The organism is Arthrobacter sp. zg-Y1116 (genome assembly GCF_024385485.1).
In the GTDB taxonomy this organism is placed as follows: domain Bacteria; phylum Actinomycetota; class Actinomycetes; order Actinomycetales; family Micrococcaceae; genus Arthrobacter_B.
Genome location: NZ_JANFLR010000001.1, coordinates 53,948 through 79,298 on the forward strand (window position 1 = coordinate 53,948; position 25,351 = coordinate 79,298).

22 protein-coding genes are annotated in these 25,351 nt (G+C 68.6%); 4 read left to right on the top strand and 18 right to left on the bottom strand.

The window, feature by feature from the left end; genetic code table 11:
- Nucleotides 1-64: 64 nt before the first annotated feature.
- The 3 genes from NNX34_RS00245 to NNX34_RS00255 form a co-directional block, all read right to left on the bottom strand.
- The gene (locus tag NNX34_RS00245; protein ID WP_255764603.1) at nucleotides 65-3,124 is read right to left on the bottom strand and encodes an AAA family ATPase; all 3,060 of its coding nucleotides are present in this window, start codon (nucleotides 3,122-3,124) and stop codon (nucleotides 65-67) included.
- On the bottom strand, nucleotides 3,121-4,284 hold the full coding sequence (locus NNX34_RS00250) for an exonuclease SbcCD subunit D (protein WP_255764604.1): 1,164 nt from the start codon (nucleotides 4,282-4,284) through the stop codon (nucleotides 3,121-3,123). The genes NNX34_RS00245 and NNX34_RS00250 overlap by 4 nt, the downstream gene beginning before the upstream one ends.
- 98 nt (nucleotides 4,285-4,382) lie before the next feature.
- A complete protein-coding gene (locus NNX34_RS00255) occupies nucleotides 4,383-5,402 on the bottom strand; it encodes an MIP/aquaporin family protein (protein WP_255764605.1) in 1,020 nt (339 codons plus the stop codon).
- Between the two features lie 366 nt (nucleotides 5,403-5,768).
- On the opposite strand from NNX34_RS00255, the gene NNX34_RS00260 reads away from it, so the two are divergent.
- The gene (locus NNX34_RS00260) at nucleotides 5,769-6,803 is read left to right on the top strand and encodes an ADP-ribosylglycohydrolase family protein (protein WP_255764606.1); all 1,035 of its coding nucleotides are present in this window, start codon (nucleotides 5,769-5,771) and stop codon (nucleotides 6,801-6,803) included.
- 25 nt (nucleotides 6,804-6,828) lie between these two features.
- Here NNX34_RS00260 and NNX34_RS00265 read toward each other — a convergent pair whose 3' ends face one another.
- From NNX34_RS00265 to rph, 4 genes are all read right to left on the bottom strand, one after another.
- Complete coding sequence (locus NNX34_RS00265; protein WP_255764607.1) at nucleotides 6,829-7,845, bottom strand: exonuclease domain-containing protein; 1,017 nt, start codon at nucleotides 7,843-7,845, stop codon at nucleotides 6,829-6,831.
- Nucleotides 7,838-8,536: a DedA family protein gene (locus NNX34_RS00270; RefSeq protein ID WP_255764608.1), complete on the bottom strand. Its 699-nt coding sequence runs from the start codon at nucleotides 8,534-8,536 to the stop codon at nucleotides 7,838-7,840. The genes NNX34_RS00265 and NNX34_RS00270 overlap by 8 nt, the downstream gene beginning before the upstream one ends.
- A gap of 95 nt (nucleotides 8,537-8,631) precedes the next feature.
- A complete protein-coding gene (rdgB, locus tag NNX34_RS00275; protein ID WP_255764609.1) occupies nucleotides 8,632-9,276 on the bottom strand; it encodes an RdgB/HAM1 family non-canonical purine NTP pyrophosphatase in 645 nt (214 codons plus the stop codon).
- Nucleotides 9,277-10,050: a ribonuclease PH gene (rph, locus tag NNX34_RS00280; RefSeq protein ID WP_227933194.1), complete on the bottom strand. Its 774-nt coding sequence runs from the start codon at nucleotides 10,048-10,050 to the stop codon at nucleotides 9,277-9,279.
- Nucleotides 10,051-10,255: 205 nt separating this feature from the next.
- On the opposite strand from rph, the gene NNX34_RS00285 reads away from it, so the two are divergent.
- A complete protein-coding gene (locus tag NNX34_RS00285) occupies nucleotides 10,256-11,668 on the top strand; it encodes a S9 family peptidase (RefSeq protein ID WP_255764610.1) in 1,413 nt (470 codons plus the stop codon).
- An 8-nt stretch (nucleotides 11,669-11,676) separates the two neighbouring features.
- Here NNX34_RS00285 and NNX34_RS00290 read toward each other — a convergent pair whose 3' ends face one another.
- The 4 genes from NNX34_RS00290 to clpS all read right to left on the bottom strand — a co-directional run bounded on the left by NNX34_RS00290 (nucleotide 11,677) and on the right by clpS (nucleotide 14,554).
- The gene (locus NNX34_RS00290; protein ID WP_255764611.1) at nucleotides 11,677-12,528 is read right to left on the bottom strand and encodes an MBL fold metallo-hydrolase; all 852 of its coding nucleotides are present in this window, start codon (nucleotides 12,526-12,528) and stop codon (nucleotides 11,677-11,679) included.
- Nucleotides 12,525-13,526 (bottom strand): glutamate racemase, encoded by a 1,002-nt coding sequence (murI, locus tag NNX34_RS00295; protein WP_255764612.1) that lies wholly within the window; start codon nucleotides 13,524-13,526, stop codon nucleotides 12,525-12,527. The genes NNX34_RS00290 and murI overlap by 4 nt, the downstream gene beginning before the upstream one ends.
- 94 nt (nucleotides 13,527-13,620) lie before the next feature.
- Entirely contained in the window at nucleotides 13,621-14,178 is a 558-nt protein-coding gene (locus NNX34_RS00300) for a DUF2017 domain-containing protein (RefSeq protein ID WP_255764613.1), read from the bottom strand.
- A 67-nt stretch (nucleotides 14,179-14,245) separates the two neighbouring features.
- Nucleotides 14,246-14,554 carry an ATP-dependent Clp protease adapter ClpS gene (gene clpS, locus NNX34_RS00305; protein WP_227918245.1) on the bottom strand — a complete coding sequence of 103 codons (309 nt, stop codon included), beginning with the start codon at nucleotides 14,552-14,554 and terminating at the stop codon, nucleotides 14,246-14,248.
- Between the two features lie 86 nt (nucleotides 14,555-14,640).
- Here clpS and NNX34_RS00310 point away from each other — a divergent pair, with 86 nt between their 5' ends.
- Entirely contained in the window at nucleotides 14,641-15,966 is a 1,326-nt protein-coding gene (locus NNX34_RS00310) for a nicotinate phosphoribosyltransferase (RefSeq protein ID WP_255764614.1), read from the top strand.
- A gap of 4 nt (nucleotides 15,967-15,970) precedes the next feature.
- On the top strand, nucleotides 15,971-16,588 hold the full coding sequence (locus tag NNX34_RS00315) for an isochorismatase family protein (protein ID WP_255764615.1): 618 nt from the start codon (nucleotides 15,971-15,973) through the stop codon (nucleotides 16,586-16,588).
- A gap of 77 nt (nucleotides 16,589-16,665) precedes the next feature.
- On the opposite strand, the gene NNX34_RS00320 is transcribed toward NNX34_RS00315, so the two are convergent.
- The 7 genes from NNX34_RS00320 to NNX34_RS00350 all read right to left on the bottom strand — a co-directional run bounded on the left by NNX34_RS00320 (nucleotide 16,666) and on the right by NNX34_RS00350 (nucleotide 25,306).
- Nucleotides 16,666-18,462, bottom strand: coding sequence for a DEAD/DEAH box helicase (locus tag NNX34_RS00320; RefSeq protein WP_255764616.1), 1,797 nt, complete (start codon nucleotides 18,460-18,462; stop codon nucleotides 16,666-16,668).
- A gap of 188 nt (nucleotides 18,463-18,650) precedes the next feature.
- Nucleotides 18,651-18,959, bottom strand: coding sequence for a DUF3039 domain-containing protein (locus NNX34_RS00325; protein ID WP_227918249.1), 309 nt, complete (start codon nucleotides 18,957-18,959; stop codon nucleotides 18,651-18,653).
- Between the two features lie 24 nt (nucleotides 18,960-18,983).
- Entirely contained in the window at nucleotides 18,984-20,558 is a 1,575-nt protein-coding gene (locus tag NNX34_RS00330; protein ID WP_255764617.1) for a transporter, read from the bottom strand.
- On the bottom strand, nucleotides 20,540-21,313 hold the full coding sequence (locus NNX34_RS00335) for an ABC transporter ATP-binding protein (RefSeq protein ID WP_255764618.1): 774 nt from the start codon (nucleotides 21,311-21,313) through the stop codon (nucleotides 20,540-20,542). The genes NNX34_RS00330 and NNX34_RS00335 overlap by 19 nt, the downstream gene beginning before the upstream one ends.
- A 100-nt stretch (nucleotides 21,314-21,413) precedes the next feature.
- Nucleotides 21,414-22,535 carry an NADH:flavin oxidoreductase/NADH oxidase gene (locus NNX34_RS00340; RefSeq protein ID WP_255764619.1) on the bottom strand — a complete coding sequence of 374 codons (1,122 nt, stop codon included), beginning with the start codon at nucleotides 22,533-22,535 and terminating at the stop codon, nucleotides 21,414-21,416.
- Between the two features lie 16 nt (nucleotides 22,536-22,551).
- Entirely contained in the window at nucleotides 22,552-23,538 is a 987-nt protein-coding gene (locus NNX34_RS00345; protein ID WP_255764620.1) for a co-chaperone YbbN, read from the bottom strand.
- Between the two features lie 52 nt (nucleotides 23,539-23,590).
- Entirely contained in the window at nucleotides 23,591-25,306 is a 1,716-nt protein-coding gene (locus NNX34_RS00350; protein WP_255764621.1) for a hypothetical protein, read from the bottom strand.
- Between the last annotated feature and the right edge of the window lie 45 nt (nucleotides 25,307-25,351).

The following is a 25,351-nucleotide window of genomic DNA, read 5'->3' on the forward strand; positions in this document are numbered from 1 at the left end:
GGGTCCAATTTTACCCATGCCGAGCCGGTGGACCTAACCAAAGACCCCCAAATCGACGGGAACGTCAGTGGATCAGGGCCTCGCCGGCGCTGTAACGGACCGAGGAACCGTTGCGGCCCTTGAGGATCTGGAGCTGCGCCGGGATCCGTTGTTTCATTTCCGCCACGTGGCTGACAAGCCCGACCACCCGGCCGCCGTCGCGCAGCCCTTCCAGCGCGTCCATGACCTGCTCCAGGGACTGCTCGTCGAGGCTGCCGAACCCTTCATCCACGAACAGGGTTTCAATGTTCACGCCCCCTGCTTCCTGCTGGACCACGTCGGCCAGCCCCAGGGCAAGGGCCAGGGAGGCCATGAAGCTTTCGCCGCCGGAAAGGGTGGAAGTATCCCGGTGCTGGCCGGTCCACTCGTCGGTGACGTGCAGGCCGAGGCCGGCCTTGCGGTTGCCGGACTTGGAATCGCTGTGTACCAGCGCGTACCGGCCTCCGGTCATGGCAGCCAGCCGTTCCGTGGCGGCCGCTGCCACCTGCTCCAGCCGGGCGGCCAGGACGTAGGTACTCAGGGTCATCTTGTACTGGTTTTCGCCGCCGCCCCGGGCAGTATCCGCCACCGACTGCAGCAGGTCCCGCCGGGCGCGAAGGGGCGCGGTGCGTTTAAGCGATGCCTCCAGCTCAGTGGAGTATTCAGCGAGCCGCCCGGCGGAGCCTTCCAGCAGGCGGACGAGCAGGGCGGCCTCTTCCTGTTCCTTCCGTGCAGCCGCGGCCGCCTCTGCCGCCTCTGCCACGTCTTCCTCGTCCGGTACGGCCAGCGGCTCCCCCGCGGCGTCGTCCGGTCCGGCCGCTGCCTGGGATTCCCGCCGCAGCAGCAGCCTGCGGCCCTGCTCTTCCCAGTTCGAAACTGCCAAGGCGTAGGCGTCTGCGATGGCGGCGTCGAGCAAGGCAGCCTCAACCTCGGCCGCCGAGGCAAAGGCTGTTCCGGCCAGGGCGGCATCCAGTTCAGCGCTGACCCGGCCCGACTCGTCTTCGGCCGCGGCAGCCGCGCCTGCCGCCTCGCGGGCGGCGGCGGCAAGCTCCGCGAACAGCGTCAGGGACTGGACGCGTTCGCTGATGCTCGGGAAGCCCTGGCGGGCCTCGCGGATGCGCGCGGACAGTTCCGCTGCCTGTTCACGGGCTGCGGCGGCACGCGAATCCGCCTGTGCAGCAGCAATAAGGGCCTCGGAACGGGCAGCCTCGGCGGTCGCCAGTTCCGCAGCGATTGCCGTCAGGCGCCGGTCTGCTTCGGCCAGCGACCGGACGGCGCCGCGGGCTTTCTCCAACTCTGCGCGGGCCGCATCGAGCTGTTCCTGTGCGGCGGCGGCATCCCCCGCACCGCCGCGGGCGCGAAGGGCTGCGGTTTCCTCGGCAGCGGTACCGGCCAAGCGCCGGGCTTCTTCGTAGGCCGCTTCGGCCTTGCCCGCGCGTGCCTTGGCTGCCTGCTCGGCTTCGCGGGTGACCGGAGCCTCGCCGTCGGGCAGCGCCGCCGGGCGCGGGTGCTCGAGTCCCCCGCATACCGGGCACGGCGCGCCGTCTGCGAGTTCCTGTGCCAGCTCCGCCGCTGCCTGGTCCAGGCGTGCCTGCAGCAGATCCTGCCACTGCTGCCGCAGATCCTGATACTCCTGCCGGGCGTCGGCAGCCGCCGTCGCGGTCGCTGCTGCGCGCTCGTTGGCGGCGGCATAGCCGCTGATGGTCGCGACCAGTTCTTCGGCGGCGGCCAGGGCGGTTTCTGCCCGCGGTTCCCCTTCCGCCAGCCGTCCCAGCGCCGCGGCTTCAGCGGCCAGTTCCGTCTCTTCCGCCCGCAGGGAGTCCAGCGAGGCGTCGGCGTCGACGGCCTGCGCCCGGTGGGCTTCTGCAGCGTCCTGCTCCGCTCCGGCACGGGCGAGCAGGGCCACGTTGCGTTCTTCGTCTTCCAACGCCGCGCGTACGGCTGCGAGGTCCGCACCGACGCGTGCCTCCACACCGTCCGGCAGCGTGGTCCCGGCGGCCGCCGACACACCGTAGCCAGGGGCCAGCACATGCTCGGCCAGCGCCTGCAGGGCGCCGGCCGCTTCGGTGCGGCGGTTTTCTGCACGCCGGGCAGCGGCTTCCGCGGCCCGTACGCTGCCTGCCAGCAGGGAGGCGGCCGCGTGGGTCGCAAGCGCGGCCCGCTGCGGCTCAATCTCCGCTTCGGACCGGGCATGTTCCGCTTCGTCCCGGATCAGCTGCTGCAGGGCAATGCCGCGGGCACGGCGGTGCTCGAATTCCTGCAGGTGCTTCTCGGCGCTTTCCCGTGCCGTCATCAGCTCCGCGAGTTCCTTGCGGGCCGCGGCGCTTCGGGAGTCGAGCTCCGCCTGGAACTGTTCGAGCTCCGTTTCCCCGCCCTCGGCCTCGACACCGTCGTCATCCGCTCCGCTGCCTTCTGCCAGTTCGCCGCGGTAGCGCCGGATTTCGTCACGTGCACGACGCAGCACGTGTTCGGACTGCTCCTGCGCCTTGTCAAAGCGGTCGGTGGCTTCGACAAGCTCGGCCTTGAGCCGGCGTTCTATGTCTTCAAACCGGGAGGTGCCGAAGAGCTGCTGCAGCAGCTGCTCGCGCGAGGCCGCATCGGCGCGCAGGAAGGCCGCAAAATCCCCCTGGGGCAGCATTACCACGCGGGTGAACTGCTCCCGGTTCATCCCGAGCAGCTCGGTGATTTCCGCTGAAGCTTCGTCGTTGCGGGACGACTTCTGGACCCACGCACCGTCAACGAATTCGCTCAGCAGTGTCTTGGCCTGCTCGGTGACGGTGCTCTTCCCGCCCGCCCGCTTGGCCGGACGCTCCCACTGCGGGCTCCGGACAACTTCGAAGCGGCGGACACCGGAACTGAACTCGCAGACCACTTCGGGGGCCGTGTCCTGGGCAGCGTGGTCGCTGCGCAGCCGGCGTCCCTGCTGGCGGGCACCTGGGACGGTGCCGTAGAGGGCGAAGCAGATCGCGTCGAGCACGCTGGTTTTCCCCGCACCCGTAGGTCCGTTCAACAGGAAGAGCCCGTGGGCGCCCAGCTCGTCGAAGTCGATAACCTGCCGGTCTGCGAAGGGGCCGAAGGCCTGCATTTCCAAGCGGTGGATTCTCACTGTGCTGCCTCTGCTTCGCGGACCTTGCCCAGGATTTCGATGAAGAGGTCCTTTTCCTCATCGGCTGCGCTGCGCGAGCGGACGTGCTCAAGGAAGCCGCAGCAGATGTCGAGATCGTCAGTCGCCTTCGCCAGCCGCTGGCTGTACGTCTGGTCCGGTCCCCGGGCGCCGCCCTCCGGATCGAAAGCCAGGACGAGGGTGTCCGGGAAGCGGGTGCGGAGCAGTTCCATGGCCCTGGCGGGCCGCTGGCTGTCTGTCAGGGTGACCTGGCAGTAGGCATCCTGGGCCTCGGCAAGATCCGGATCCGCCAGGAGATCGTCGAGCTTGCCGCGCAGCACCGCCAGCCGGCGCCGGGCCGGCCAGGTGACGGCCTCTACGGAAGCGAGGCCGTCGCCGTCGAACTCCAGCAGCCATCCGCCCTTGGCCTGCCGTGCCTCGGAGAAGGAATACGGGAGCGGTGAGCCGCTGTAACGGACCGCGGGGCTCAGCTGCTGCCGGCCGTGCAGGTGTCCCAGGGCCGTGTAGGAGAACTCGCCGAAGAGATCCAGTGGGACGGCACCAAGCCCGCCCACCGCCAGGTCGCGTTCGCTGTCGCTGCTGATGCCGCCGCTGGCGAACGTATGGGCCATCACCACGGATGCGACGGGCGCCCCGGCCTGTTCGCGGGCAAGGATGTCCTCGCGGATGCGCCGTACGGCCGCCTCGGTGACGGAGAAGTGGTTCGGGACCTCAACGCCCAGCTCCCCGGCGGCGAGGCGGGGCTCCAGGTACGGGATGCCGTAGACGGCCACCGGCCTGCCCTCGGCGGGCAGCAGCACGGGGCGGGCAATGTCTTCATACCGCGTACGCAGGTGCACGCCGGCCCGCTCGAAGAGTGCGCTGCCAAAACCCAGCCGGGCGGCGGAATCGTGGTTGCCGCTGGACAGCACCACCACCGCGCCGGCACCCGTGATGCGCTCCAGCGCCGAATCCAGCAGGCGCACGGTGTCCACCGCCGGAAGCGCCCGGTCATATACGTCTCCCGCGATCAGCACGGCATCCACCCGCTGTTCCCGGACAGTGTCCACGAGGCGGTCGATGAAGTCCGCCTGGGCATCGAGCATTCCCACGCCGTGGAAGGATCGGCCCAGGTGCCAGTCTGAAGTGTGCAGTAAACGCATGTCTTAAAAACTACAGCCCGGCTCCGACAGTTAACGGATCGGGGGCAGCGGCGTGTGCCGCTGCCCCCGGGGGGTCCTGCTTTTTAGTGCCTTAGGTCCTAGGCGCGGTTGCCCGGCGTGCCGTCCTCCGGACGGGAGGTGCCGTCGGCCGGCTTGTCGAAGAAGCCGCGGGCTTCCTCGTCAACAACCGGCTTCGTGCTGCCGGCTGCCGGCTTGGCTGCTGCCGGCTTGGCCAGCGTGGCCGGCTTGACGGTTTCGGTGTCATCCCCAGCAAGCGTGTCCTCCTCCAGGAAGGAGTCCGCCGGGCTGCGGTGGGCGTCGATGGTCATGTCCACGCTGCGGAAAATCAGGCCGGCAATCACTGCGCCGAGCAAGGGTGCAGCCCAGAAGAGCCACACCTGCTCCAGTGCCCAGCCTTCGGAGAAGATTGCGACGGCGGTGGAACGGGCCGGGTTGATGCCGCCGTTGGTGACGGGAACAAGGACGGTCAGCAGGACGGCATAGGTCACGCCGACGGCGAAGGCACCTGACACGGCGAGGGACTTGCGGGAGCCCGTGCCTGCCTTGCGGGACGCTGCGCCGAGGAAGACGGCGGTCAGCAGGGCACCGGCAACAACCTCCATCAGCAGCGCGCTGGGAAGCGGGAAGAGGTTCGTCGAGTGCTCGTCGTAACCGTTGGCCGTGCCGGTCAGGAACTGACGGGCCTGCTCACCGATCTGGTCGTGGCCGGTGATGACCACCCACAGGATCGCAACACCGAGTATGGCGCCGACCAGCTGGGCCACGATGTACGGCAGGACGAACTTCCAGGCCGTGCGGCCGGCCACTGCGCTGCCGAGCGTGATTGCGGGGTTGAAGTGGCCGCCGGAAATGTAGCCGAAAGCCACCATTGCACCGGCAAGGGCCAGGCCGAAGGCCAGCGGCGAGCCAATGCCGCCGCCGGCGGTGTTGCCGAAGATGGCAATCCCGATGCCGACGAAGAGAAGCAGGAACGAACCGATGGCCTCGGCTACCGTCCGTCCGACAAACCCGTAGTTGTAGCCACCGTTTGCAGGCGCCGCAGTGCGGGCGGGCGCTGCGGCCCGGGCTCCGCTGAGTGGTAAGGACTCAGATGACATGGAAGAAGGATTCCTAACGTGTGGGTGGCGGCACCGGATTCACGGCTGCCGGTACAAAACAGAAGCGGTACTCGGCATGGCCTGCACCGAACGGTACGGCGGGGACATGCGCGGACTCACTACAAACTACCCCACCGTGTCAGCGCAGCCTGTTAACTTCCTGAATTTGCCCTGTACGCCAACCGGGCGTGGTTCCGGCGGCACCGGGCCCTGCACTCCCGGCGCCACAGGGTCCCACCCGATGGTGCCGGTGTTGCCGGTGTTGCCGGTGAGGTCACACCAGGGCGCTCCCGCCCCACACAGTGGGATGCTGTGCGGCCCGGCCCGGGCCCGGATCCCCGCCGAACCCGGCATTATGCTGGAGGAGTGATCCCCGAACCCGCTTCCGCTCCTGCCTTCCTTTCCTCCGCTGCCCTGTCGCCGAAGATCCGGGGCTGCCTGCTCGGCGGCGCACTGGGCGATGCCGCCGGCCATGCCGCCGGGGATTCCTCCGGCACCTCGATCACGGCGGACACACAGCTGGCCCTGTATTCCCTCGACGGGCTGCTGGAGGCCATTGAATGGGCAAATCAGGGAGTGGGAGCGGACGAGACGGCGTGCATCTGGCTGGCCTATCTCCGCTGGATGCGCGGCCGGGGGCTGCCGCTTCCCGAAAACGGTCCGTCGCCGCTGCCCCGCCCCATCGACGCGGAGCCGCTGCTGCAGCCGGCCGGAACCGAGCAGGCCGCAGACCTGGACCCCGACGTCCTGCAGGCGCTCTCCACCGGGGAAATGGGTACCCGGCAGCGCCCGCTCAACACCGGCGTCGACACTCCTGCCGCGCTGGTGCGCTCTGCCCCGTTCGGGCTGCTCCCCTACGTCGGGACCGAAACGGTCTACAAGCTGGCCCTTGACGCTGCCTCGCTGACGCACGGACATCCTTCGGCCCGGCACAGCGCAGCAGTCTTCGCGTCGATGGTGCACGGTCTGCTGGCGCCGGGGGCAACGCTCCGCAGCGCGGCAATGGAGTCGCTGGCCCAAGCCCGGGCCAACGGAGTTCCGGAGCTCGCGGACCGGCTGCAGGCGGTACTTGCCGACGACGGCGGGGCGGGTGCAGCAGGCACCGGCGCCCCGGGCGGGACGCCCACGGCGGAAGAAGCCCTGGCGATCGGACTGCACGCCGCGCAGGCCGTGGAAGACGCAGCGGACGCTGCCGTGGAAGACGGGGACCTCAGTGCGGCAACAGCAGCTGCCATCCGGGACGCGGCAACGGCAGGCGGCGCGCCGGCCGCCGTCGTGACGGGAAGCCTGCTGGGGACCCGGTACGGCACCCTTCCGGAAACCGGCTTGGAAGCGCTGAAGGAACGCGGGGTTATTGAGAAACTGGCCTCGGGGTTCATCGCGGCCACGGTCGCACCCTAGGAGAATCTGCCGGCCGCTGGTCCCGCTACTGCGATGCCCGCGGCCAAATGCCGCCGAGGGTCTGCAGGAATTCGGCTTCCGACAGGACTTCGATGCGCTGGCCCCGCTCGTGCAGGTCCAGCACCCGCCGTGCCTTGCCGGTCAGGCGCCCGCTGCGCAGGTCCCCGGGCTCAAAACCGTCCCCGACCACCAGCACACTGGTGGCGCGGGTGACGTTGCTGGCCGTACGGGCGCCGACCTCTGCGGCCCGGTCCTTCGCGGTCTGCCGGGCCATGCCCAGGTTGCCGGTGAACACAACAGTCTGGCCGAACAGGGGATGCGCCGGGTCCGCCAGCGGATTAGGCGGCGGATTGTCACCCTCTGACGGCCAGCCCTGCCACCCGCTGGCTGCCGCAGCCGGAGTGCCGGTCCCACGGGCCAGGGCATCCCTCGTGGCCTTGGAGAGCGGGTGCTGCCCCGGCACGTAGGCCGGTAGATGGGACGCAGGCCGGCCGTCGCGCAGGAAAAACTCCGTCATCGACCGGGCGCCGCTGCGGCGGGCAATATCCACCATGATCCCGGCGCAGGCGCGTGCGTCCTCGGTGGCGTCGTGGTGGTTCAGCAGGGGCACTCCGGCAGCTTCCGCGGCAAAGGGCAGCGAATGCGACGGCAGCTGGTAGGTGCGCCGCGAATGGACCACTGTGCAGGTGTAGTCATACGCCGGCCCCGCCAGCTCGGAGACCTCCAGTGCGGAACGGATCACGCCCAGGTCAAAGGCGGCATTGTGCGCCACCAGCAGGTCATCGCCGATGAAGGCGCCGATCTCCGGAAAGAGTTCACCGAACCGGGGAGCTCCTGCCACCATCCCGGGTTCAATGCCGTGGATCCGCACGTTGCGCGGATCAAAGTAGTCGTGCCCCTCCGGAGGCCGCATCAGCCAGGACGCTTCCTCGACAACCTGTCCCCCGCGGACCCGGACCAGGCCCACGGAACATGGCGAGCCGCGGAAGCCGTTGGCTGTTTCAAAATCTATTGCGGTAAAACTGAGCCCTGCCTCAGGCATTGCCGCGGGCCGCCTGCTTCCGCCGGGAGCTACGCACCTTGGAAACCACGAACCAAACCGCCGCGGCAATTACCGCCACGATGACGATCTTCTGGAAAACGCCGGCGTACTCTTCGACGATGTGCCAGCTTTCACCCAAGTAGTAACCGGCCGCGATGAAGATTGCGTTCCAGATCAGGCTGCCTGCAGTGGTCAGGGCCGTGAAGGTCAGCAGGTGCATCCGTTCGATGCCGGCAGGGATCGAGATGAGGCTGCGGAACAGCGGGATCATCCGGCCGAAGAACACGGCCTTGTTCCCGTGCCGCCCGAACCAGGCCTCGACTTTGTCCACGTCCTCCAGGTCCACCAGCGGCACCTTCGCGACCAGCCTGCGCATCCGGTTCCGGCCCAGCCACGCGCCGAGGCCATAGAGTGCCAGGGCGCCGACGACGGACCCCAGCGTGGTCCAGAACAATGCGGCGGCGATGGAGAAGTTGCCCTGGCTGGCGGTGAAGCCGGCCAGCGGCAGGATGATTTCGCTCGGCAGCGGGGGGAAGAGGTTTTCCAGGGCGATGGCCAGCCCGGCGCCGGGAGCGCCGATGGTTTCCATCATGCCGACCGCCCAGTCCGCCACACCCCCGAGGGCGGAGGGGTCGCCGGAGGCTTCGGCGGGGACGGAGGTGGCTGGGGTAACGGCTTGTGTAATAGTCATCTCGGGCTCAATTCTGCCCTAGGCCCCCTGACAGGGAAGAATCCGGGTCGCATTCCCGGGCGTGTTTGGGACACATCGCACACCCGGGAAGCAGATCAGGAAATCCCCGGGGACCCCTCGTCCAAGGCGGCAACCAGGGCCGGCAGCAGGGCGCGGAAGGCCTGGCCGCGGTGGCTGATGGCGTTCTTTTCCGCACTGCTCAGTTCGGCGCAGGTGCGGTCCAGTCCGGCCGGCTGCAGGATCGGGTCGTAGCCGAACCCGCCCGCTCCCCGCGGCGAGTCCTGCAGTGTTCCGCGCAGTTCGCCGCGTTCCACGGTCTCGCCGCCGTTGGGCAGTGCCAGGGCAGCAGCGCAGACGAACGCAGCCCCGCGGTGCTCGGCGGAAATGTCACCCAGCTGGGCCAGGAGCAGTTCGAGGTTCGCCGCGTCGTCGCCGTGCCGGCCGGACCAGCGCGCCGAAAAAATCCCGGGCGCCCCGCCCAGGACGTCTACGGCCAGCCCGGAATCGTCCGCGACGGCCGGCAGGCCGGTGGCTGCCGCTACCGCATGGGCCTTGAGCAGCGCGTTCTGTTCAAAGGTCACACCGGTTTCGGCGACATCGGGCACTCCGGCCGCGGCGGCATCGATCACCTGCGTGTCGACGTCGAGGCCGGGCACCTGCCCGCGGAGCAGTTCCCGCAGCTCACGCAGCTTGCCCGGGTTGCGGGTGGCCAGGACCAGGCGCGCTGTCGGCTGCGGCATTTAGGCCAGGCCCAGGGTCTGCCGCTGGATGACGGCCAGTTCTGCGGTACCTGCCAGGGCCAGGTCGAGGAGGGCGTCAAGTTCGGCGCGGTCGAACGGAGCACCTTCCGCGGTGCCCTGCACCTCGACGAACTTGCCCGAGCCGGTGACCACCACGTTCATGTCGGTTTCGGCCCGGACATCTTCGACGTACGGCAGGTCCAGCATCGGGACCCCGTCGATGATGCCCACGCTGATGGCCGCCACGGTGTCCAGCAGCGGTGAAGCGTTGCGGGCAATGAGCTTGTTTTCCTTGGCCCAGGCCACGGCGTCGGCGAGGGCCACATAGGCGCCCGTGATGGCGGCGGTGCGGGTGCCGCCGTCGGCCTGCAGGACGTCGCAGTCCAGGACAATCGTGTTCTCGCCCAGGGCCTTGGTGTCGATGATGGACCGCAGCGAGCGGCCGATCAGCCGGGAGATCTCGTGCGTGCGCCCGCCCAGCTTCCCCTTGACCGATTCGCGGTCGTTGCGGGTGTTGGTGGCCCGCGGGAGCATCGCGTATTCGGCGGTGACCCAGCCCTTGCCCTCGCCCTTGAGCCAGCGCGGAACGCCGGGGGTCAGCGACGCCGTGCACAGCACCCGGGTATTGCCGAACTCGATCAGCGCCGAACCTTCGGCCTGCTTCGACCAGCCGCGCGTAATGGTGATGCTCCGCAGCTGGTCGGGAGTGCGGCCATCGGAGCGGACGACGGTGGAGGAAGAGGTGGAAACAGGGCTGTTTGCGGCGGTTGTCATAGGCCCAGTCTATCGGCCGGGCCGTCGCGTGCCGGGCGGACGGGCCGGGCAGACGGGCCGGGCAGTATGCGTCCCTACCCTTTCTCTCGCGCTGCCCCGCTCCTAGGGTGGCGCCGTACCGTCGGCCCCCTTCCCGCCCGTCCCGCACACCGGGAGGGTCTGGGGGAACGACCCCTGCAATGACGCAGAAAGGATCGGCACGCACATGCGCAGACTTTCATCTTTGGGGGTTGCCGTTTCGCTGGCCCTGGCAACCGCCCCGGCAACGGCAACCGCGGCAGAACCCGCCGTCACGGAGCTCGGGGGGACGCTTCCCGGCGGAGCAACGTGGGCGGCACAGCTGCCGCAGGACTGGAACGGCAAGCTGGTGCTCTACAGTCACGGCTTCCGCCCCGGACCCGACAACCCGGCCCGGGACCCGGGTTTCGAATCCACCGCCCAGGCACTGACCGCCCGGGGATTCGCGGTCGCTTCCTCGTCCTATGCAGCCACCGGCTGGGCCCTTGGAACAGCGGTCGAGGACCAGCTGGGCACCCTGGCCGCCTTCTCCGCTGCGGCGGGCGAACCTGTCCGGACCATCGCCTTCGGCACCTCGATGGGCGGCCTGGTCAGCAGCCTCATCGCCGAAACCCCGGACAGCGGCGTGGACGGAGCGGTGAGCACCTGCGGACTGCTCGGCGGCGGAATCAACCTGAACAATTACCAGTTGGACGGCCTCCACGCACTCGCCGAACTGCTCCTGCCCGGAGCGGACCTGCAGTTGACCGGATTCCGCACCGCCGAGGAAGCCGATGTCACCATCAATGCCCTGATGGGTGCGCTGCAGCAGGCACAGGCGACGCCGGAGGGCCGGGCCCGGCTGGCATTGGCGGCGGCCCTGATGAACACACCAACCTGGTTCAGCGGGGACACGGAACCGGACCGGAAGGATTACGCCGCACAGCAGGAAGCGCAGTACAACTGGCTGCTGCAGACAATCCCGTTTGTGGTCGGCTCGCGTGCCTCGATAGTCAACGCCGCGGACGGTGACAGCGGCTGGAACCAAGGAGTGGATTACGGCTCCCTGCTGCGTGACTCGGCGCAGCGGCAGCAGGTCAAGGCGCTGTACCGCAGTGCCGGCCTGGACCTGCGCCGGGACCTGCATACCCTCACCTCCACCGCGGACACCGCACCGGATCCGGAAGCCCTGGAGTGGATGGACCGCACCTCGACCCCGCACGGGGACCTCCTCATGCCGGTGCTGACCATGCATACCCTGGCCGACATCCTGGCACCGGTGGAGTACATGGAGGAGTACGCGCAGACGGTTCGGGAAGCCGGCACCGGTGCGCTGCTGCGCCAGTCCTACGTCGAACGGACCGGGCACTGCACCTTCACGGACGCGGAGCGGGTCGGCGCGGTGCTGGCGATGGACGAGCGCCTTGACACTGGCCGCTGGGGGAACCTGGCCGAGCCCCGGCAGCTTGACCGGGCAGCCGAATCACTGGGACTGGGGGAAGCGGACTTCATCAGGTACCGTCCCGAAGAGTTTGTCAACGACCGGGACTACCCGCAGGACCCGGGCTCCGGTCACGGACACGGGCACGGGCATGGACACGGGCATGGAAGGGGCCGCTGACGGCGGGCCTACCCCGCCGGATGGACCCCGCCCTGCACAGCGAGGGGTGCACTGAACGGGCTGCCGACGTCGTAGGAGACACCGGCCACGGCGACGGCGAGGTCCCCGCTGTAGGTTTCGCGTGCTTCCGAGACGCTGACGCTGGCGTCGTTCCAGACCGGCAGGTGCGTGAGGAGCAGGCGCCGGGCCTGCGCTGCGGTGGCCGCTGCTCCGGCGCGGCGCCCGGTCAGATGCACCCCTTCGATGGCGTCATCCCGGCCCTCGTGGAACGCAGCTTCACAGAGGAAGACATCGGTGTCCCGGGCGGCATCTTCCAGCCCGGGGCAGGAATCGGTATCCCCGGAATACGCCAGGGTCCGGAGCGCGGGCTCGCCGTCGGCGTCCAGGGTGCGGGCTTCCACGCGCAGGGCGTAGGCCTCTTCGGCCGGGTGCCGCACCGGGTACGGGGTCACGGTGAACGGCCCGATCTGCACTGCGCTGCCGGCGGTCCAGTTGGAGAACTCGAAATCCTCGTGCATGCCCGGGTCCAGCTCCAGCCCGTAGGCCGTGGCCATCCGGTCCGCCGTTGCCGCCGGCCCCCAGACCTTGATCCGGTCCCGGTTCCAGCCGGAGGGGTCCCAGTGCACGGCGACGTGGAGGCCGCACAGATCCATGCAGTGGTCCGGATGCAGGTGGGTCAGCAGGACGGCGTCAATGTCCCGCAGGTCCATGTAGCGCTGCAGCGCACCCAGCGATCCGTTGCCGAGGTCCAGCAGGATCCGCCAGTCGCGGACGCCGTCGTTGGCGGTCACGAGGTAGCACGACGCCGGCGAGGCCGGGCCGGGGAAGGATCCGCTGCAGCCCACAATGGTCAGTTTCATACCGTGCCGTTCCTGGAGCCGCCGCTGTGCGCCTCCGTGCGTTCAGGGGCGTCAGCCCGGGCTGCGGCAATCATCTGCGGGGTGACCCGCGCCATGCTGCCGGTGGGGTAATGCGCGGCCACATGTTCCACCTGCTGCACGCTGAGCACCTCGGGGCCGAGGAAACGCCGGGCAAGCAGCTCGAAGGAGGCAGAGTCTCCGGTGGCAACGAAGGTGTGCTGCGGCGGGGTCTGCGAGCGCCGTTCGATCCCGTGCGAGATCAGGGCGCGGTAGACATCCTTCGCGGTCTCCTCGGCACTGGAAACGAGCGTGACGCCGTCGCCCATCACATAGGAAATCACGCCGGTGAGCAGTGGGTAGTGGGTACAGCCAAGGACCAGGGTGTCCACGTCCCGGGCCTTCAGCGGAGCCAGGTATTCCTCCGCCGTGGCCAGCACATCGGGGCCTGACGTGATGCCGGCTTCGACGAACTCCACGAACGCCGGGCAGGCCACCGAAGACACCTGCAGGTGCGGGGCCGCGGCAAAGGTGTCGTCGTAGGCCCGCGAACCAACAGTGGCAGCCGTGCCGATGACGCCGATCCGTCCGGTCCGGGTAGCAGCCACTGCGCGGCGGACCGCCGGCTGGATGACCTCGATGACGGGGATGCCGTACCGGTGCGTGTAACGCTCGCGGGCGTCACGCAGGACGGCGGCGGAGGCGGAGTTGCAGGCAATCACCAGGAGCTTGACGCCGGAATCCACCAGTTCGTCCATTACGCCCAGCGCTTTGGCCCGGACTTCGGCGATCGGCAGGGGTCCGTAGGGTCCGTTGGCGGTATCCCCCACGTACATAACGGCTTCGTTGGGCAGCTGGTCCAGGACGGCGCGCGCCACTGTCAGGCCGCCGACACCGGAGTCAAAGATGCCGATCGGGGCGTCCGGGTCCTTGACCCGGATTGCTTCGTGCACGGACGTGCCCAGTGGATGGGTGGAGGAGCTGGCCGGGTTCGAACTCATAATGTAACGACCATAGTCCTCCCCCGCGCACGGGCACATTCACCGGACCGTGCCGTTGCTCACAAAACCGGCTGCGGACACAGCCGATTTCGTGTCAGCGCAGGGAGTCGAGCAGCGCCTGCATGAGTGTCTCCTGCAGCCATGTGACGAAGTTGTACACCAGCGCAAGGTAGCCGTCCAGATCCTCGGCCTTGGACGGATCGGTGATGTCATGCAGCCGCTCGGCGTCTTCGTCATCTTCCAGGCCCAGGCGGTCGGCAAGCACCAGCCGGACATCGTTCAAGGCGCGAGCAAAGAGCTGCGCCTGCTCGGTGTCCAGGCGCAGCGGAGCCGCCTCCAGCTGCAGCGCGGCGGCGCGCAGGGCGCTTTGTTTTGATTCGCGCAGCGACCGTTCCGTAAACCGCCGGAACTCGAGGGCGTCGTCGTCGTTCCCCGTGGTGCCGGCGGGGAGGAGCCGCAGCAGGGCCGAGTCATCCGGAACGGCCGCCGACGGGTCGATGCCGACCATGGCCGCGAGCGGATCGGCGTCCGCGGCAGTGTCAGGTTCCAGCAAGGCCTGCACATCGGAGAAGAGCTTGCGCAGCAGGTCCCGCTCCCCCGGTTCCAGGTTTGCGGTAATGCCCTTACGGGTGAGCTTGAAGCCGGTGGCCACGAATATCCGTTTCTGTTCGGCGTACTGGGTTCTGCGGTGTAGGCGGTGTAGGCGGTGCCAGACGGTGCTAGGCCGCGTCCGCCTTCTGGAAGGTGGCCCACAGCCCGTAGGAATGCATGGCGAGGGTATCGCGTTCTGCGGATTCCCGGGATCCGGTGGCCACTACGGACTTCCCGGCCTGGTGGACCTCCAGCATGAGGCGGTGGGACTTGGCCTCCGAATAGCCGAAATAGCTCTGGAAGACGTAACTGACATAACTCATCAGGTTAACCGGGTCGTTCCAGACAATCACGACCCAGGGAACATCCGAAGACGTGAGGGTATCCGTCTCTTCACGTGTCAGGGTGTCCGTTCCGGTCGCGGTGCTGGTAGCCATAGGTCCAATTGTAGTGAGGAATCGGCTGCGAACCTCCGCAGTGCAGCCTTCTGCTCAATGGGGATCCGCGGGTTAGAGTTTTGCCTGTGAACAGTCCCGCCGTCCGGCACACCCCGAATTCAGCCCTCTATACGGACCACTACGAGCTCACCATGCTCCAGGCCGCCCTCCACTCGGGTACGGCTTCCCGCCGGTCCGTGTTCGAAGTCTTTGCCCGGCGGCTGCCGGAAGGCCGCCGCTACGGCATCGCGGCGGGAACGGGCCGCATTCTCGAAGCCCTGGAAAACTTCCGCTTCGACCAACCGCAGCTGGACTTCCTGGCCAGGACCAACGTGGTGGACGAACGCACGCTGGCGTGGCTCGCGGACTTCCGGTTCTCCGGCAACATCTACGGCTACGCCGAGGGCGAGGCGTACTTCCCGCAGTCCCCCCTGCTGATCGTTGAATCCACCTTCGGCGAAGCCTGCATCCTCGAAACGATGATCCTGTCCATGCTCAACCACGACAGTGCCATTGCCTCCGCGGCTTCCCGCATGACCTCCGCTGCCGACGGACGCCCGTGCATCGAAATGGGTTCGCGCCGCACCCATGAGGAAGCGGCCGTTGCCGCGGCCCGCGCGGCAGTGATCGCCGGCTTCGACAGCACTTCCAACCTCGAGGCCGGCCTGCGCTACGGCCTGAAAACCGTGGGCACCGCCGCGCATTCCTTCACCCTGCTGCACGATTCCGAAAAGGAAGCCTTCACCGCGCAGACAGCATCGCTGGGTATGGGCACCTCCCTCCTGGTGGACACGTACGACGTCGAGCGGGGGGTCCGCACCGCGGTGGAAGTTGCCGGACCGTCGCTGGGCGGCGTGCGGCTGGATTCCGGCGACCTCGTGGCGCAGGCGCGCTGGGTCCGGGACCTGCTCAACGAGCTGGGCAACACCAAGACGCGCATCATGGTCACGTCCGACCTGGACGAGTTTGCGATTGCAGCCCTGGCCTCGGCTCCCGTGGATGCCTACGGCGTCGGCACCTCCCTGGTCACCGGCTCCGGGGCTCCCACTGCCGGCATGGTCTACAAGCTGGTCAGCCGCGAGGGAGACGACCACGAGTTCGTCTCCGTTGCCAAGGCCGCGAAAAACAAGGTCTCGCTCGGCGGGCGCAAGTACGCACTGCGCCGGCTCGACGAACACGGCACGGCAACCGCCGAGGTGATCGGCATCGGCCACGCACCGGCGGACGACGGCAACGACCGTACGCTGCTGCACCAGTTCGTGGCCGACGGCGTTGTCCAGCCCGGCTGGACCGGACCGGAGGCGGTGACGCGTGCTGCCAAGCAGCACGCTGCGTCCCTTGCCGAACTGCCAACCTCGGTGAACCGCCTGCAGCGCGGCGAGCCGGTTATCCCCACCGAATACGAGGAGTAAGCAAATGGCCCGCGCCCTGATAATCGTCGACGTGCAGAACGACTTCTGTGAAGGCGGCTCGCTGGCTGTGGCCGGCGGGGCCGACCTCGCGGGGGAAATCACCGACTACGTGGAAACCTCCGCCGGCCGGTACGATCTGGTCGCCGCCACCCAGGACTGGCACATCGATCCCGGTGCGCATTTCTCGGATACCCCGGACTTCGCGGACTCCTGGCCTCCGCACTGCGTCGCCGGCACCCCCGGCGCCCAGCCGCACCCGGACCTGGACACCGAACTGGTGGATGCCTTCTTCCGCAAGGGCCAGTACGAAGCGGCGTATTCCGGTTTTGAGGGCGTCCTGGCGCCGGACGTTGAAGTTCCCCTCGGGGAGCCGGAAGCCGAGCCGGAGACAGCCGCCGAGACGCTGAGCCTCGACGACTGGCTGCGGGACAACGACGTGGACGAGGTGGTGGTGCTCGGCCTTGCCGCTGACTACTGCGTACGCGCCACTGCCCTGGACGCCATCGCTGCCGGCTACACCACCGCGGTGATCCCGGAACTGTGCCGCGGCATCAAGCGCGAGACCACGCTCGCGGCCTGGGCCGAACTCGAAGACGCCGGCGTGGAGATCATCGACCTCTAGCAAGGGCGCAGGACAGAGGGCCGGCCGCTGCTGCGACCGGCCCTCTGCCGTTCCCTGGGGTCATTTCCCTGGGGCCGCTACTTGCGGCCGATGAACCAGTCCTGCAGCTTCTTCAGCCGCTTGTTGAGCTGTTCCTCGTTGGCCTGGGCCACGGGCGGTCCGCCGCAGATCCGGCGCAGCTCGCTGTGCACCACGCCGTGGGGCATGCCGGAGCGGGCGGACCAGGCAGAAACGTTCTTCGCCAGCTCGCCCCGCAGTTCGGTCAGCCGGCGGTGATCCACCACTTCGGGGGCTTCAGCCGGCACTTCCTCGGCTGCGGCACCGGAACGGCGGCCCCTGCGGGAAAGCTGCTCGTGCTGGCGCTGGCGCAGCAACGTGCTCATCTGGTCCGCGTCCAGGAGGCCCGGAATGCCGAGGAAATCCTGTTCCTCCTCGCTGCCCAGCGCACCGCCGGTTCCGAACTCGCCGCCGTCGAACAGGACCCGGTCAAAGGACGCCTGCGATTCGAGGGCCTCGAACTTCTGCTTGGTCAGCTCGCCGGAGGCCTTTTCCTCGCGGTTTGCCGCCTCCATCAGGCTGTCCTCGAGGCCGAAGCCCTCCTCCTCCAGATGGTTGTCCGGACGGTCCAGCGCGTGGTCGCGTTCGACTTCCATCTGGTTGGCCAGTGCCATCAGGTTCGGCACGGAGGGCAGGAACACCGACGCCGTCTCGCCGCGCTTGCGGGCACGCACGAAACGCCCCACGGCCTGCGCGAAGAACAGCGGGGTTGCGGTGGAGGTGGCGTAGACGCCGACGGCGAGGCGCGGCACGTCCACGCCTTCAGACACCATCCGCACGGCTACCATCCAGCGCTGGGTGCCGGCGGAGAATTCCTCGATCTTCTCCGATGCCTTGGCATCGTCGGACAGGATGACCGTAGGTGATTCGCCCATGATCTTCTTCAGCCAGCCGGCGTACGCACGGGCGTCGTCGTGGTCGGTGGCGATCACCAGCCCGCCGGCATCGGGCACGGACCGGCGGACCTCCGTGAGGCGGCGGTCCGCTGCGGCCAGCACGGCGGGAATCCACTCGCCGGTGGGATTCAGGGCGGTGCGCCAGGCCTGCGCCGTGATGTCCTTGGTCACCGCGGCTTCGCCAAGCGACGCCGCCATCTCGTCGCCGGCACTGGTCCGCCAGCGCATCTGCCCCGAATAGGCCATGAACATCACCGGGCGGACCACATGGTCCTTCAGCGCCTGTCCGTAGCCGTAGGTGTAGTCCGCCTTGGACCGGCGGATGCCGTCCCGGTCCTCGACGTACTCCACGAACGGGATGGCGGCGGTATCCGAGCGGAACGGCGTACCCGTCAGGGAAAGCCGCTTGACGGCCGGCTCAAACGCTTCGCGGATGCCGTCGCCCCAGGAGAGGGCGTCACCGCCGTGGTGGATCTCGTCCAGGATCACCAGGGTGCGGGCGGCCTCGGTCTTGGCACGGTGCAGCATCGGCTTGGATGCCACCTGCGCGTAGGTGACGGCCACGCCGATGAACCCGTGCCCGTGCCGCCCGTCGGCGTTCTTGAAGTTCGGGTCGATGGCCAGGCCCACCTTCGCGGCGGCGTCGGCCCACTGCCGTTTCAGGTGGTCCGTCGGGGCGACAACGGTGATGCGGTTGACGATCCCACGCTCCACCAGTTCGTTGGCCACACGCAGGGCGAAGGTGGTTTTACCGGCGCCCGGGGTGGCAACGGCCAGGAAATCGCTGGCATTGGATGCGAAGTACTTCTCGAGGGCCTCTGCCTGCCACTGACGCAGCTTCGGGGCGGTGCCCCAGGCGGCGCGCCCGGGGTAGGCGGGTGGCAGGGACGCACCGGCGCCGAACAGGGTTTCGGAACTCACGCGGGAAACGCAACCTTTCTCATTGCTCGATTGGTTGTTGCCGTGCGGGCACCGGACGGGCGCAGCGCTGAGCGACTGCGCGCGGGCGCAGGCGTAAACACATAGGTCATGCAGACATCAGGACTAACTGCCTTCGCGGAGGAAGGCTGGGAAACGGAGCGAGCAGAAAACCGGCCGGAGAGGACGAACTACTTCTTGCCCTTGGGGTTGTCACCTTCGGGACGCAGGCCCTCGTAGATTTCCTTGCAGGTGGGGCAGACGGGGAACTTCTGGGGATCCCGGCCGGGCGTCCACACCTTGCCGCAGAGAGCAATCACCGGCTCGCCCGAAAGCGCCGATTCCATGATCTTTTCCTTGCGCACATAGTGGGCAAAGCGCTCGCTGTCGCCGGGTTCCAGCTCTTCGCGCAGTTCTTCGCGCTCGATGGTGGCCGTGGACGTACCGTTGTCATCCAGGCGGCGGGGATCGTTTTCGAAAGGATCGGGAGGCAGGCTCATGCGTTCCATCTTAGTACCCGCCGACTATTTGTTGACGGAGACCTGCTGCAGCAGTTCCGGCCCGCGCGCGTCCAGCCACCGTCCGCCCAGCCGGATCCCGAGAATCAGGACCGCCGCACCCAGCAGCAGCCCCGCGAGCAGGGTCACAACGCCCCAGAGAGTGCTTTCGAGCACGACGGCGAGCACGCCCGGAACGAGCACGGGCACCAGCAGCGCGAAGGTCACGAGGCTGAAGGCGCCCTGGACCAGCAGGGCCCGGCCGGTGGAACCGGGCGGGGTCTTGAATGCGTTTTCCCCGGGCAGCGGCACGTTGTAGGTGTAGCGCGCGGACACCGCGCTGGAGACTCCCAGCCCGACCATCAGCGCCGCCAGGGAAACCCCCAGTACGGGGGCTATGAGGTCCGCGTGCCCGGTCAGGGCCGCCGGCAGGACGGCTGCGGCGAGCACGGCCGGCACGCTTACCACTGCGCAGGCCAGTGCCCGGCCGGCGCGGTCCGCCCGCCCGGACACACCGGTGGCCAGATGCAGGGCGAACGCCGTGTTGTCATAGGAGACGTCCGCGCTGATGGAGAAGCCCAGCATAAAAGCCACCAGCGGCCCCAGCGTCAGCGGTACCATCAGCCCCGCCTCCGCGCCGGCGTTGTTTCCCGCGAACAGCAGGACCACAACCAGCAGCGGGACAATCAGCAGTGAAGCGCTGTAGCGGGGGTCGCGCAGCCAGTAGATCAATGCCCGCGCTGCCACCGCTCCGGTGGGAGTGGCCGGGAAACGCGAGAAGAGCCCGAGCCCGGCGCTCTTCCGGCCGGCTGCAGACTGCGGCGGGCTGACCAGCGCCCGCAGCAGCAGGGCTTTCCAGGCCAGGACCAATACCGCCAGGAAAGCCACAGCGATAAGGGCCTTGGCACCCGCCGCACCGTAATGGCCGAGGGCAATGTCGCCGGGTACCGACCAGACGGCGCCCAACGGCGTCCACGCGAGCACGTCGGCCAGGCCCGGAAGGAACTCTGCGCCGGCCCGGATCCCTTCGGCTGCACCGGCAATGATGGGCCCCAGCAGCACCAACGGGATGACCAGCAGCAGCCCCGTAAAGTCGCGGAACCTGCGGGATCCGGTCAGGGAGACTGCTGCGGCCACGGTAACGCGTGCGGCGATCAGGCAGGTGAAGACCGCCACCACGGAAAGCACCAGTGCTGCGGCCAGCGCCCCCGGAAAGCGGTACCAGCTCGCCGCCTGCGCGAGTACGGCAAGCAGCATGGTGGCCCCGGGAATACCGATCAGCCCGCCCGCGGCCAGGCCGGTCAGCAGCTGCGGGGTGGGAACGGCGTAGGTGGTGAACCGGGCCGGATCCAGGGTCAGGTCCAGGCCGGAAAACACCACCGGGATCAGGGCCCAGCCCGCAACCGCTGCGGCTCCGGCGAGGATGACCGCTGTTCGGGCCGCCGCCGGATCATCCCCCACGATAAACAGAGCCGCGATCAGCACGGCCAGGAAACCCAGCGCATAGAGCGCACCGAGTATGATCCCGACCAGCTGCCAGGGACTGCGCTTCAAAGAGTTGCGCAGCAGCAGCAGCTTCAGCCTCAGAAGGTGCGCAACCATTCCAGCCCCTCCGAGTGGGTCCGGCCGCCGACCAGCGACACAAAGCGGTCCTCCAGCGTCGCGCCGCCGCGGACCTCGTCCACCGTTCCTGCGGCCAGCAGGTTGCCGCCGGCAACCACTGCGACGTGGTCACACATCCGCTGGACGAGGTCCATCACATGGCTGGAGACAATCACGGTTCCCCCGGAGGAAACATACCCGGCGAGAATGTCGCGGATATTGGCCGCAGAGACCGGGTCCACCGCCTCGAACGGTTCGTCGAGGACCAGCAGGCGCGGGGCATGGATCAAGGCGGACGCCAGGGCTACTTTCTTCGTCATACCCGCGGAGTAATCCACCACGAGCTTGCCTGCGTCAGCACTGAGGTCCATGGCGGCCAGGAGGTCCTTGGTGCGCACCCGGACCGTCTCCCGGTCCATACCGCGCAGCAGTCCCGCGTACGTCACCAGCTGCTCACCGGTCAGCCGGTCGAAAAGGCGGACGCCGTCCGGCAGGATCCCCATCAGCCGCTTGGCCTCGAGGGGGCGGGCCCACACATCGGTGCCGTGCACCCAGGCGGAGCCCGCGTCCGGACGCAGCAGCCCGGTGGCCAGGGACAGCAGGGTGGTCTTGCCGGCCCCGTTGGGCCCCACCAGCCCGTAGAACGAGCCCTGCGGCACATCCAAGGTGATGCCGTTGACGGCCGTCTTGGAACCGAAGCGCTTGGCGAGTCCCCGCATGGACAGCGCCGGGACGGAATCCGGTAGTGATGTCATGGGCCCAGCCTATCCACCCGGCGCCGGGACGTCCTCGGCCCAAAGGACCAATTCAGCGACCCTTGGGGCCGGGGCATCCGTCGCGGGGACTACCCCGTCGCTAGAACATCCCGCGGCGTGCGGCGCGCTCGTACTGCGGCACCCAGGGCAGCTTGGCGTCCAGTTCGGCCGCTGCGCGCATCCACCAGTGCGGATCCCGCAGGGCGGCACGGGCTATGAGGACCGCGTCCGCGGCACCGGCCTGCAGGATTTCCTCCGCCTGCGCACCGGAATCGATGAGCCCGACGGCGGCGGTAGGCACGCCTGCGCCGTGCCGGACCGCTTCGGCGTACTCCACCTGGTAATTCGGTGCCACGGGGATCACGGCCCCGGGAACGGCTCCGCCGGTGGAAACGTCCACCAGGTCCACTCCGCGTTCCCGCGCAGCTCGTGCCAGGACCACCGAGGACCGGGCGTCCACTCCCCCGGGCATCCAGTCCGTGGCGGAGATCCGCAGCAGGAGCGGCATGGAATCGGGGATGACAGCGCGTACCGCGTCGATGACCTCAAGGGTCAGCCGGTTCCGTCCCGCCTCGTCCCCGCCCCACGCATCGGTGCGGGTATTGACCAGCGGGCTGAGGAACTGGTGCAGCAGGTAGCCGTGTGCGCCGTGGATCTCGATGGTGTCGAAGCCCGCGTCAACCGAGCGGACAGCCGCGTCGGCGAAGTCCCGGATGACCTGCCGGATACCCGCTTCATCCAGCGCGGCAGGAGCTGCGTAGCTGCCGAACGGGTCCGCCGTCGGGCCGACGGTCTGCCAGCCGCCGTCGGACAGCGGCACACTGCCGGTCCCGGGGGCGAACGGAGCATAGGTGGAGGCCTTGCGTCCGGCATGGGCCAGCTGGATGCCGATACGCGCCTGGACGGCGCCGTGCCGGTGGACAAAATCCGTGATGCGCTGCCAGCCGGCGGCCTGCTCCTCGTTCCAGATCCCGGCGTCCTGCGGGCTGATCCGTCCTTCCGGCTGGACTGCCGCGGCCTCGGTGATGATCAGGGCCGCGCCGCCGGCGGCGAAGGACCCCAGATGCATCAGGTGCCAGTCATTGGGTACGCCGGGCGCGTTGGCGGGATCCGCGGGATCTACGGAGTCCGCGGAGTACTGGCACATTGCGGCTACCCATCCGCGGTGGGCCAGCTCCAATCCGCGCAGGGTGACGGGGTCAAATAGGGATGACGTCTCCATGGAAAAGCCGCGCCGCCTAGAACAGTGCCCGGGCGAGGGCAGAACGGGCCTTGGTGACCCGGGGATCGGCGATGCCGACCACTTCGAACAGGTCCAGCAGCCGCAGCCTGGCGGTTTCGCGGTCTTCGCCGCGCACCCTGCCGATCAGGCCGGTAATCCGGCGGAAGGCGTCCTCGACGTGCCCGCCGGCAATGTCCAGGTCCGCGACGGCCAGCTGCGCCTGGACGTTGTCGGGCTCTTCGGCGCCTGCCCGGCGGACGGCCTCCGCATCGGCATCACGCAGCCGGGCCATGAGTTCCACCTGGGCAAGGCCCGCTTTCGCATCCGCGTCGGCCGGCTGCTCGGCAAGGGCACGGCGGTAGGCGGCAGCCGCGGCGTCGTAGTCCTCGGCATTGATGGCGTCAAAGGCTTCCTGGTGGAGCGGAGACAGCGGCGCTTCCGGCGCCTCTTCCTGGGTACCGCCTTCGAGGGTCCCGTTGACGCCGTTGGCGGCGGCCACCTGCATCAGCTCGCCGACCAGGGCGCGGATCTGGTCCTCCGGCATCAGCCGGTCCAGGAGCGGCACCGGCTGGCCCTTGATCACCGCGGCCACGGTGGGAACGGCGACGGCGGAGAAGGCCTGCGCAATCTGCGGGTAGGCTGCCGCGTCCACCCGGGCCAGCAGCATCCGCCCGTTCTGTTCCACGGCGATGGACGCCAGGATTGCGGACACCTGCTGCGAGTCGGGGCTCGCATCCGAATACAGGTCAATGACCACCGGAACTTCGGCGGAAAGCTGGACAATCTGGGGGAAGGTCTGTTCCGAGACCTGCACCACGAACGGTGACGGCGCCGGAGCGGTTCCGGGGGCGGCGCCACCCGGAGCGGCTCCACCCGGGGCTGCCGGGGCCGCGGGTGCCGCCGGGGCCGTGGAACGTGCCTTGAGTGCGGAGAGGTCAACTGCACCCCGCAGGTTCATGGAGGAGGGGGCAGCCGGGGACGGGCGATGGTTCGGTGTGCTCATTTCTTCACCTTATTACGCCGTGCCCGTCCACCGGCAAGCCCCGCGCTTCCGCCTACTTGAGGTTGGCGGACAGCAGTTCCTGCGCTGCACCCACTACCAGGGCCTGGCCGGTGCCGCCGGAAGCCGGAACGTAGAGCATTACGGCTTCGCCGTGGGTGACGTCGATGCCCTTGTCGGTGTTCGTCTCGCCGGTCAGTGCCTGGTAGACGGTACCTTCAAGGTTGACCGAGTCGCCGGCTTCCTTGGGCGTGCTGGAGAACGTGTTGGACAGGTAGCCGAACACGATGGCCCCGCCGTCGGCGGTCCGCAGTGCGTAGGTTTCCTTCGGATCCGCGGCATGCAGGAACGTGTTGGTGGCGAACTCATTCTTCGGGTCGCTCTGCACCTGCTGCTGGAACTTGACCACGTCCTCGCTGAAGCGGTTGGCGCCGAAGGTTTCCTTCTTCTCGCCCTCGGGATTAGTCAGGGAGTCGGCCAGCGCAGCGACGGCGCCCTGCGGCGACATGGCCAGCCCGTTGTCCGAGTCGGCGGGAATCTGGGCCGAGCCGTCGGTGGCGGCGGGCGGCTGCGGGAAGGTGCTGGCGGGCAGCATCTGGACAGCGGAAACCAGCTTGTAATTGTCCCTGGCCGAGTCCTGGACCAGGAGCAGCGCCTGGGGCACCGGGTTCCCCTCGCCCTGGGTCACGGCGACGACGGTGCGCGGCCAGTCTGCGGCGGTGCCGATTGACTGGGTCCGCAGCGTTTCGGCGGCCACCGGCACCGGGGCTTCATGGTCGGCGGACTTCGCAGCCACGGCGTAGTTCGCTGCACGCATGGCGTAGGCAGCCCCGCCGACGCGCGGCGTCAGCATCGACGCATCCTTGGCCGCGTCGCCCGCCTCAACCGTGCCGGCCACGGAATCCAGGATGCGGGTCAGCTGGGAGTCCACGATTACCGGCTGGCTTCCGGCGGCGGATTCGCCGGCCAGTGCCGCTGCGGGGGCAGAGCCCGCTGCCAGTACGGCGGCGGCAGCAGCGGCCAGGTAGGCCGGACGACGGCGGCGGCGGGGGCGGGGGGCGGCGGCGGTGAAGGCCGACGTCGTACCCGAGACGCTGGGCTGCTTGTCAGCTGCCCCGCTGTCCCGACCGGCGCTGTCCGGACCGGCGCTGCGGCGGCCGCTGCGCCGCGGACCGTCGGAGCCGCTGCGCAGGAAGGCAAGGGCCAGGCCCAGGACGGCGAGCAGGGCACCGATGACGATCAACGGCACGGCGAACGGGCGGGTGGCGTCGTTCTCCCAGGTCAGGGTCACGTCGGTGGGTGCGGGAGCGGTGCCGTCCGTGGCGAGCAGGATCCGCCAGTCGCCTTCGCCCGGCGCTTTCCAGTCGTGGGACAGTTCGCCTTCGCCGGACTCTTCAATGACCCAGAGATCGGAACCGGCAGGATTCGGGGCGGTCTTCCCGGTCTTGTCGGTGCCGACGGCCAGGGACGAGCTGTCCTCTCCCGGGCTGAGCCGGGCGGCGGCGGCGTCTGCCACCCATGCCTGGACATCGTTGGCCCGGCCGACCGCCAGTGTGAAGGGAGCATCCGAACGGACGGTGATGTCCACGCCGTCGGAGTATTCGGCCAGCAGTTCCGGTTCCAGCAAGGTGACCACGGCATCCTCGGCGCCCTCGGCGTCCATGGAAACCGACTGGGTCTCGGGGGGCGCCCAGAACGTGCGCTGGCCAATGCCTATCAGCATCAGCAGCACCCCAAGGACGATCAGCGGAACTGCAAATTTGTTTCGCACAACTTACCTATCTTCAGTCTGGGCAAATGACATGGCAGGGCGGCG

Bases quoted from the DNA above. Each gene is read 5' to 3' on its own strand.
- NNX34_RS00265 (WP_255764607.1), bottom strand. From the start codon at position 7,845: ATGCCTGAGGCAGGGCTCAGTTTTACCGCAATAGATTTTGAAACAGCC.
- NNX34_RS00335 (WP_255764618.1), bottom strand. From the start codon at position 21,313: ATGACATCACTACCGGATTCCGTCCCGGCGCTGTCCATGCGGGGACTC.
- NNX34_RS00315 (WP_255764615.1), top strand. From the start codon at position 15,971: ATGGCCCGCGCCCTGATAATCGTCGACGTGCAGAACGACTTCTGTGAA.
- NNX34_RS00255 (WP_255764605.1), bottom strand. From the start codon at position 5,402: ATGTCATCTGAGTCCTTACCACTCAGCGGAGCCCGGGCCGCAGCGCCC.
- NNX34_RS00345 (WP_255764620.1), bottom strand. From the start codon at position 23,538: ATGAGCACACCGAACCATCGCCCGTCCCCGGCTGCCCCCTCCTCCATG.
- NNX34_RS00285 (WP_255764610.1), top strand. From the start codon at position 10,256: ATGCGCAGACTTTCATCTTTGGGGGTTGCCGTTTCGCTGGCCCTGGCA.
- rph (WP_227933194.1), bottom strand. From the start codon at position 10,050: ATGACAACCGCCGCAAACAGCCCTGTTTCCACCTCTTCCTCCACCGTC.
- NNX34_RS00340 (WP_255764619.1), bottom strand. From the start codon at position 22,535: ATGGAGACGTCATCCCTATTTGACCCCGTCACCCTGCGCGGATTGGAG.
- clpS (WP_227918245.1), bottom strand. From the start codon at position 14,554: ATGGCTACCAGCACCGCGACCGGAACGGACACCCTGACACGTGAAGAG.
- NNX34_RS00250 (WP_255764604.1), bottom strand. From the start codon at position 4,284: ATGCGTTTACTGCACACTTCAGACTGGCACCTGGGCCGATCCTTCCAC.
- NNX34_RS00325 (WP_227918249.1), bottom strand. From the start codon at position 18,959: ATGAGCCTGCCTCCCGATCCTTTCGAAAACGATCCCCGCCGCCTGGAT.
- rdgB (WP_255764609.1), bottom strand. From the start codon at position 9,276: ATGCCGCAGCCGACAGCGCGCCTGGTCCTGGCCACCCGCAACCCGGGC.
- NNX34_RS00330 (WP_255764617.1), bottom strand. From the start codon at position 20,558: ATGGTTGCGCACCTTCTGAGGCTGAAGCTGCTGCTGCTGCGCAACTCT.
- murI (WP_255764612.1), bottom strand. From the start codon at position 13,526: ATGAGTTCGAACCCGGCCAGCTCCTCCACCCATCCACTGGGCACGTCC.
- NNX34_RS00290 (WP_255764611.1), bottom strand. From the start codon at position 12,528: ATGAAACTGACCATTGTGGGCTGCAGCGGATCCTTCCCCGGCCCGGCC.
- NNX34_RS00270 (WP_255764608.1), bottom strand. From the start codon at position 8,536: ATGACTATTACACAAGCCGTTACCCCAGCCACCTCCGTCCCCGCCGAA.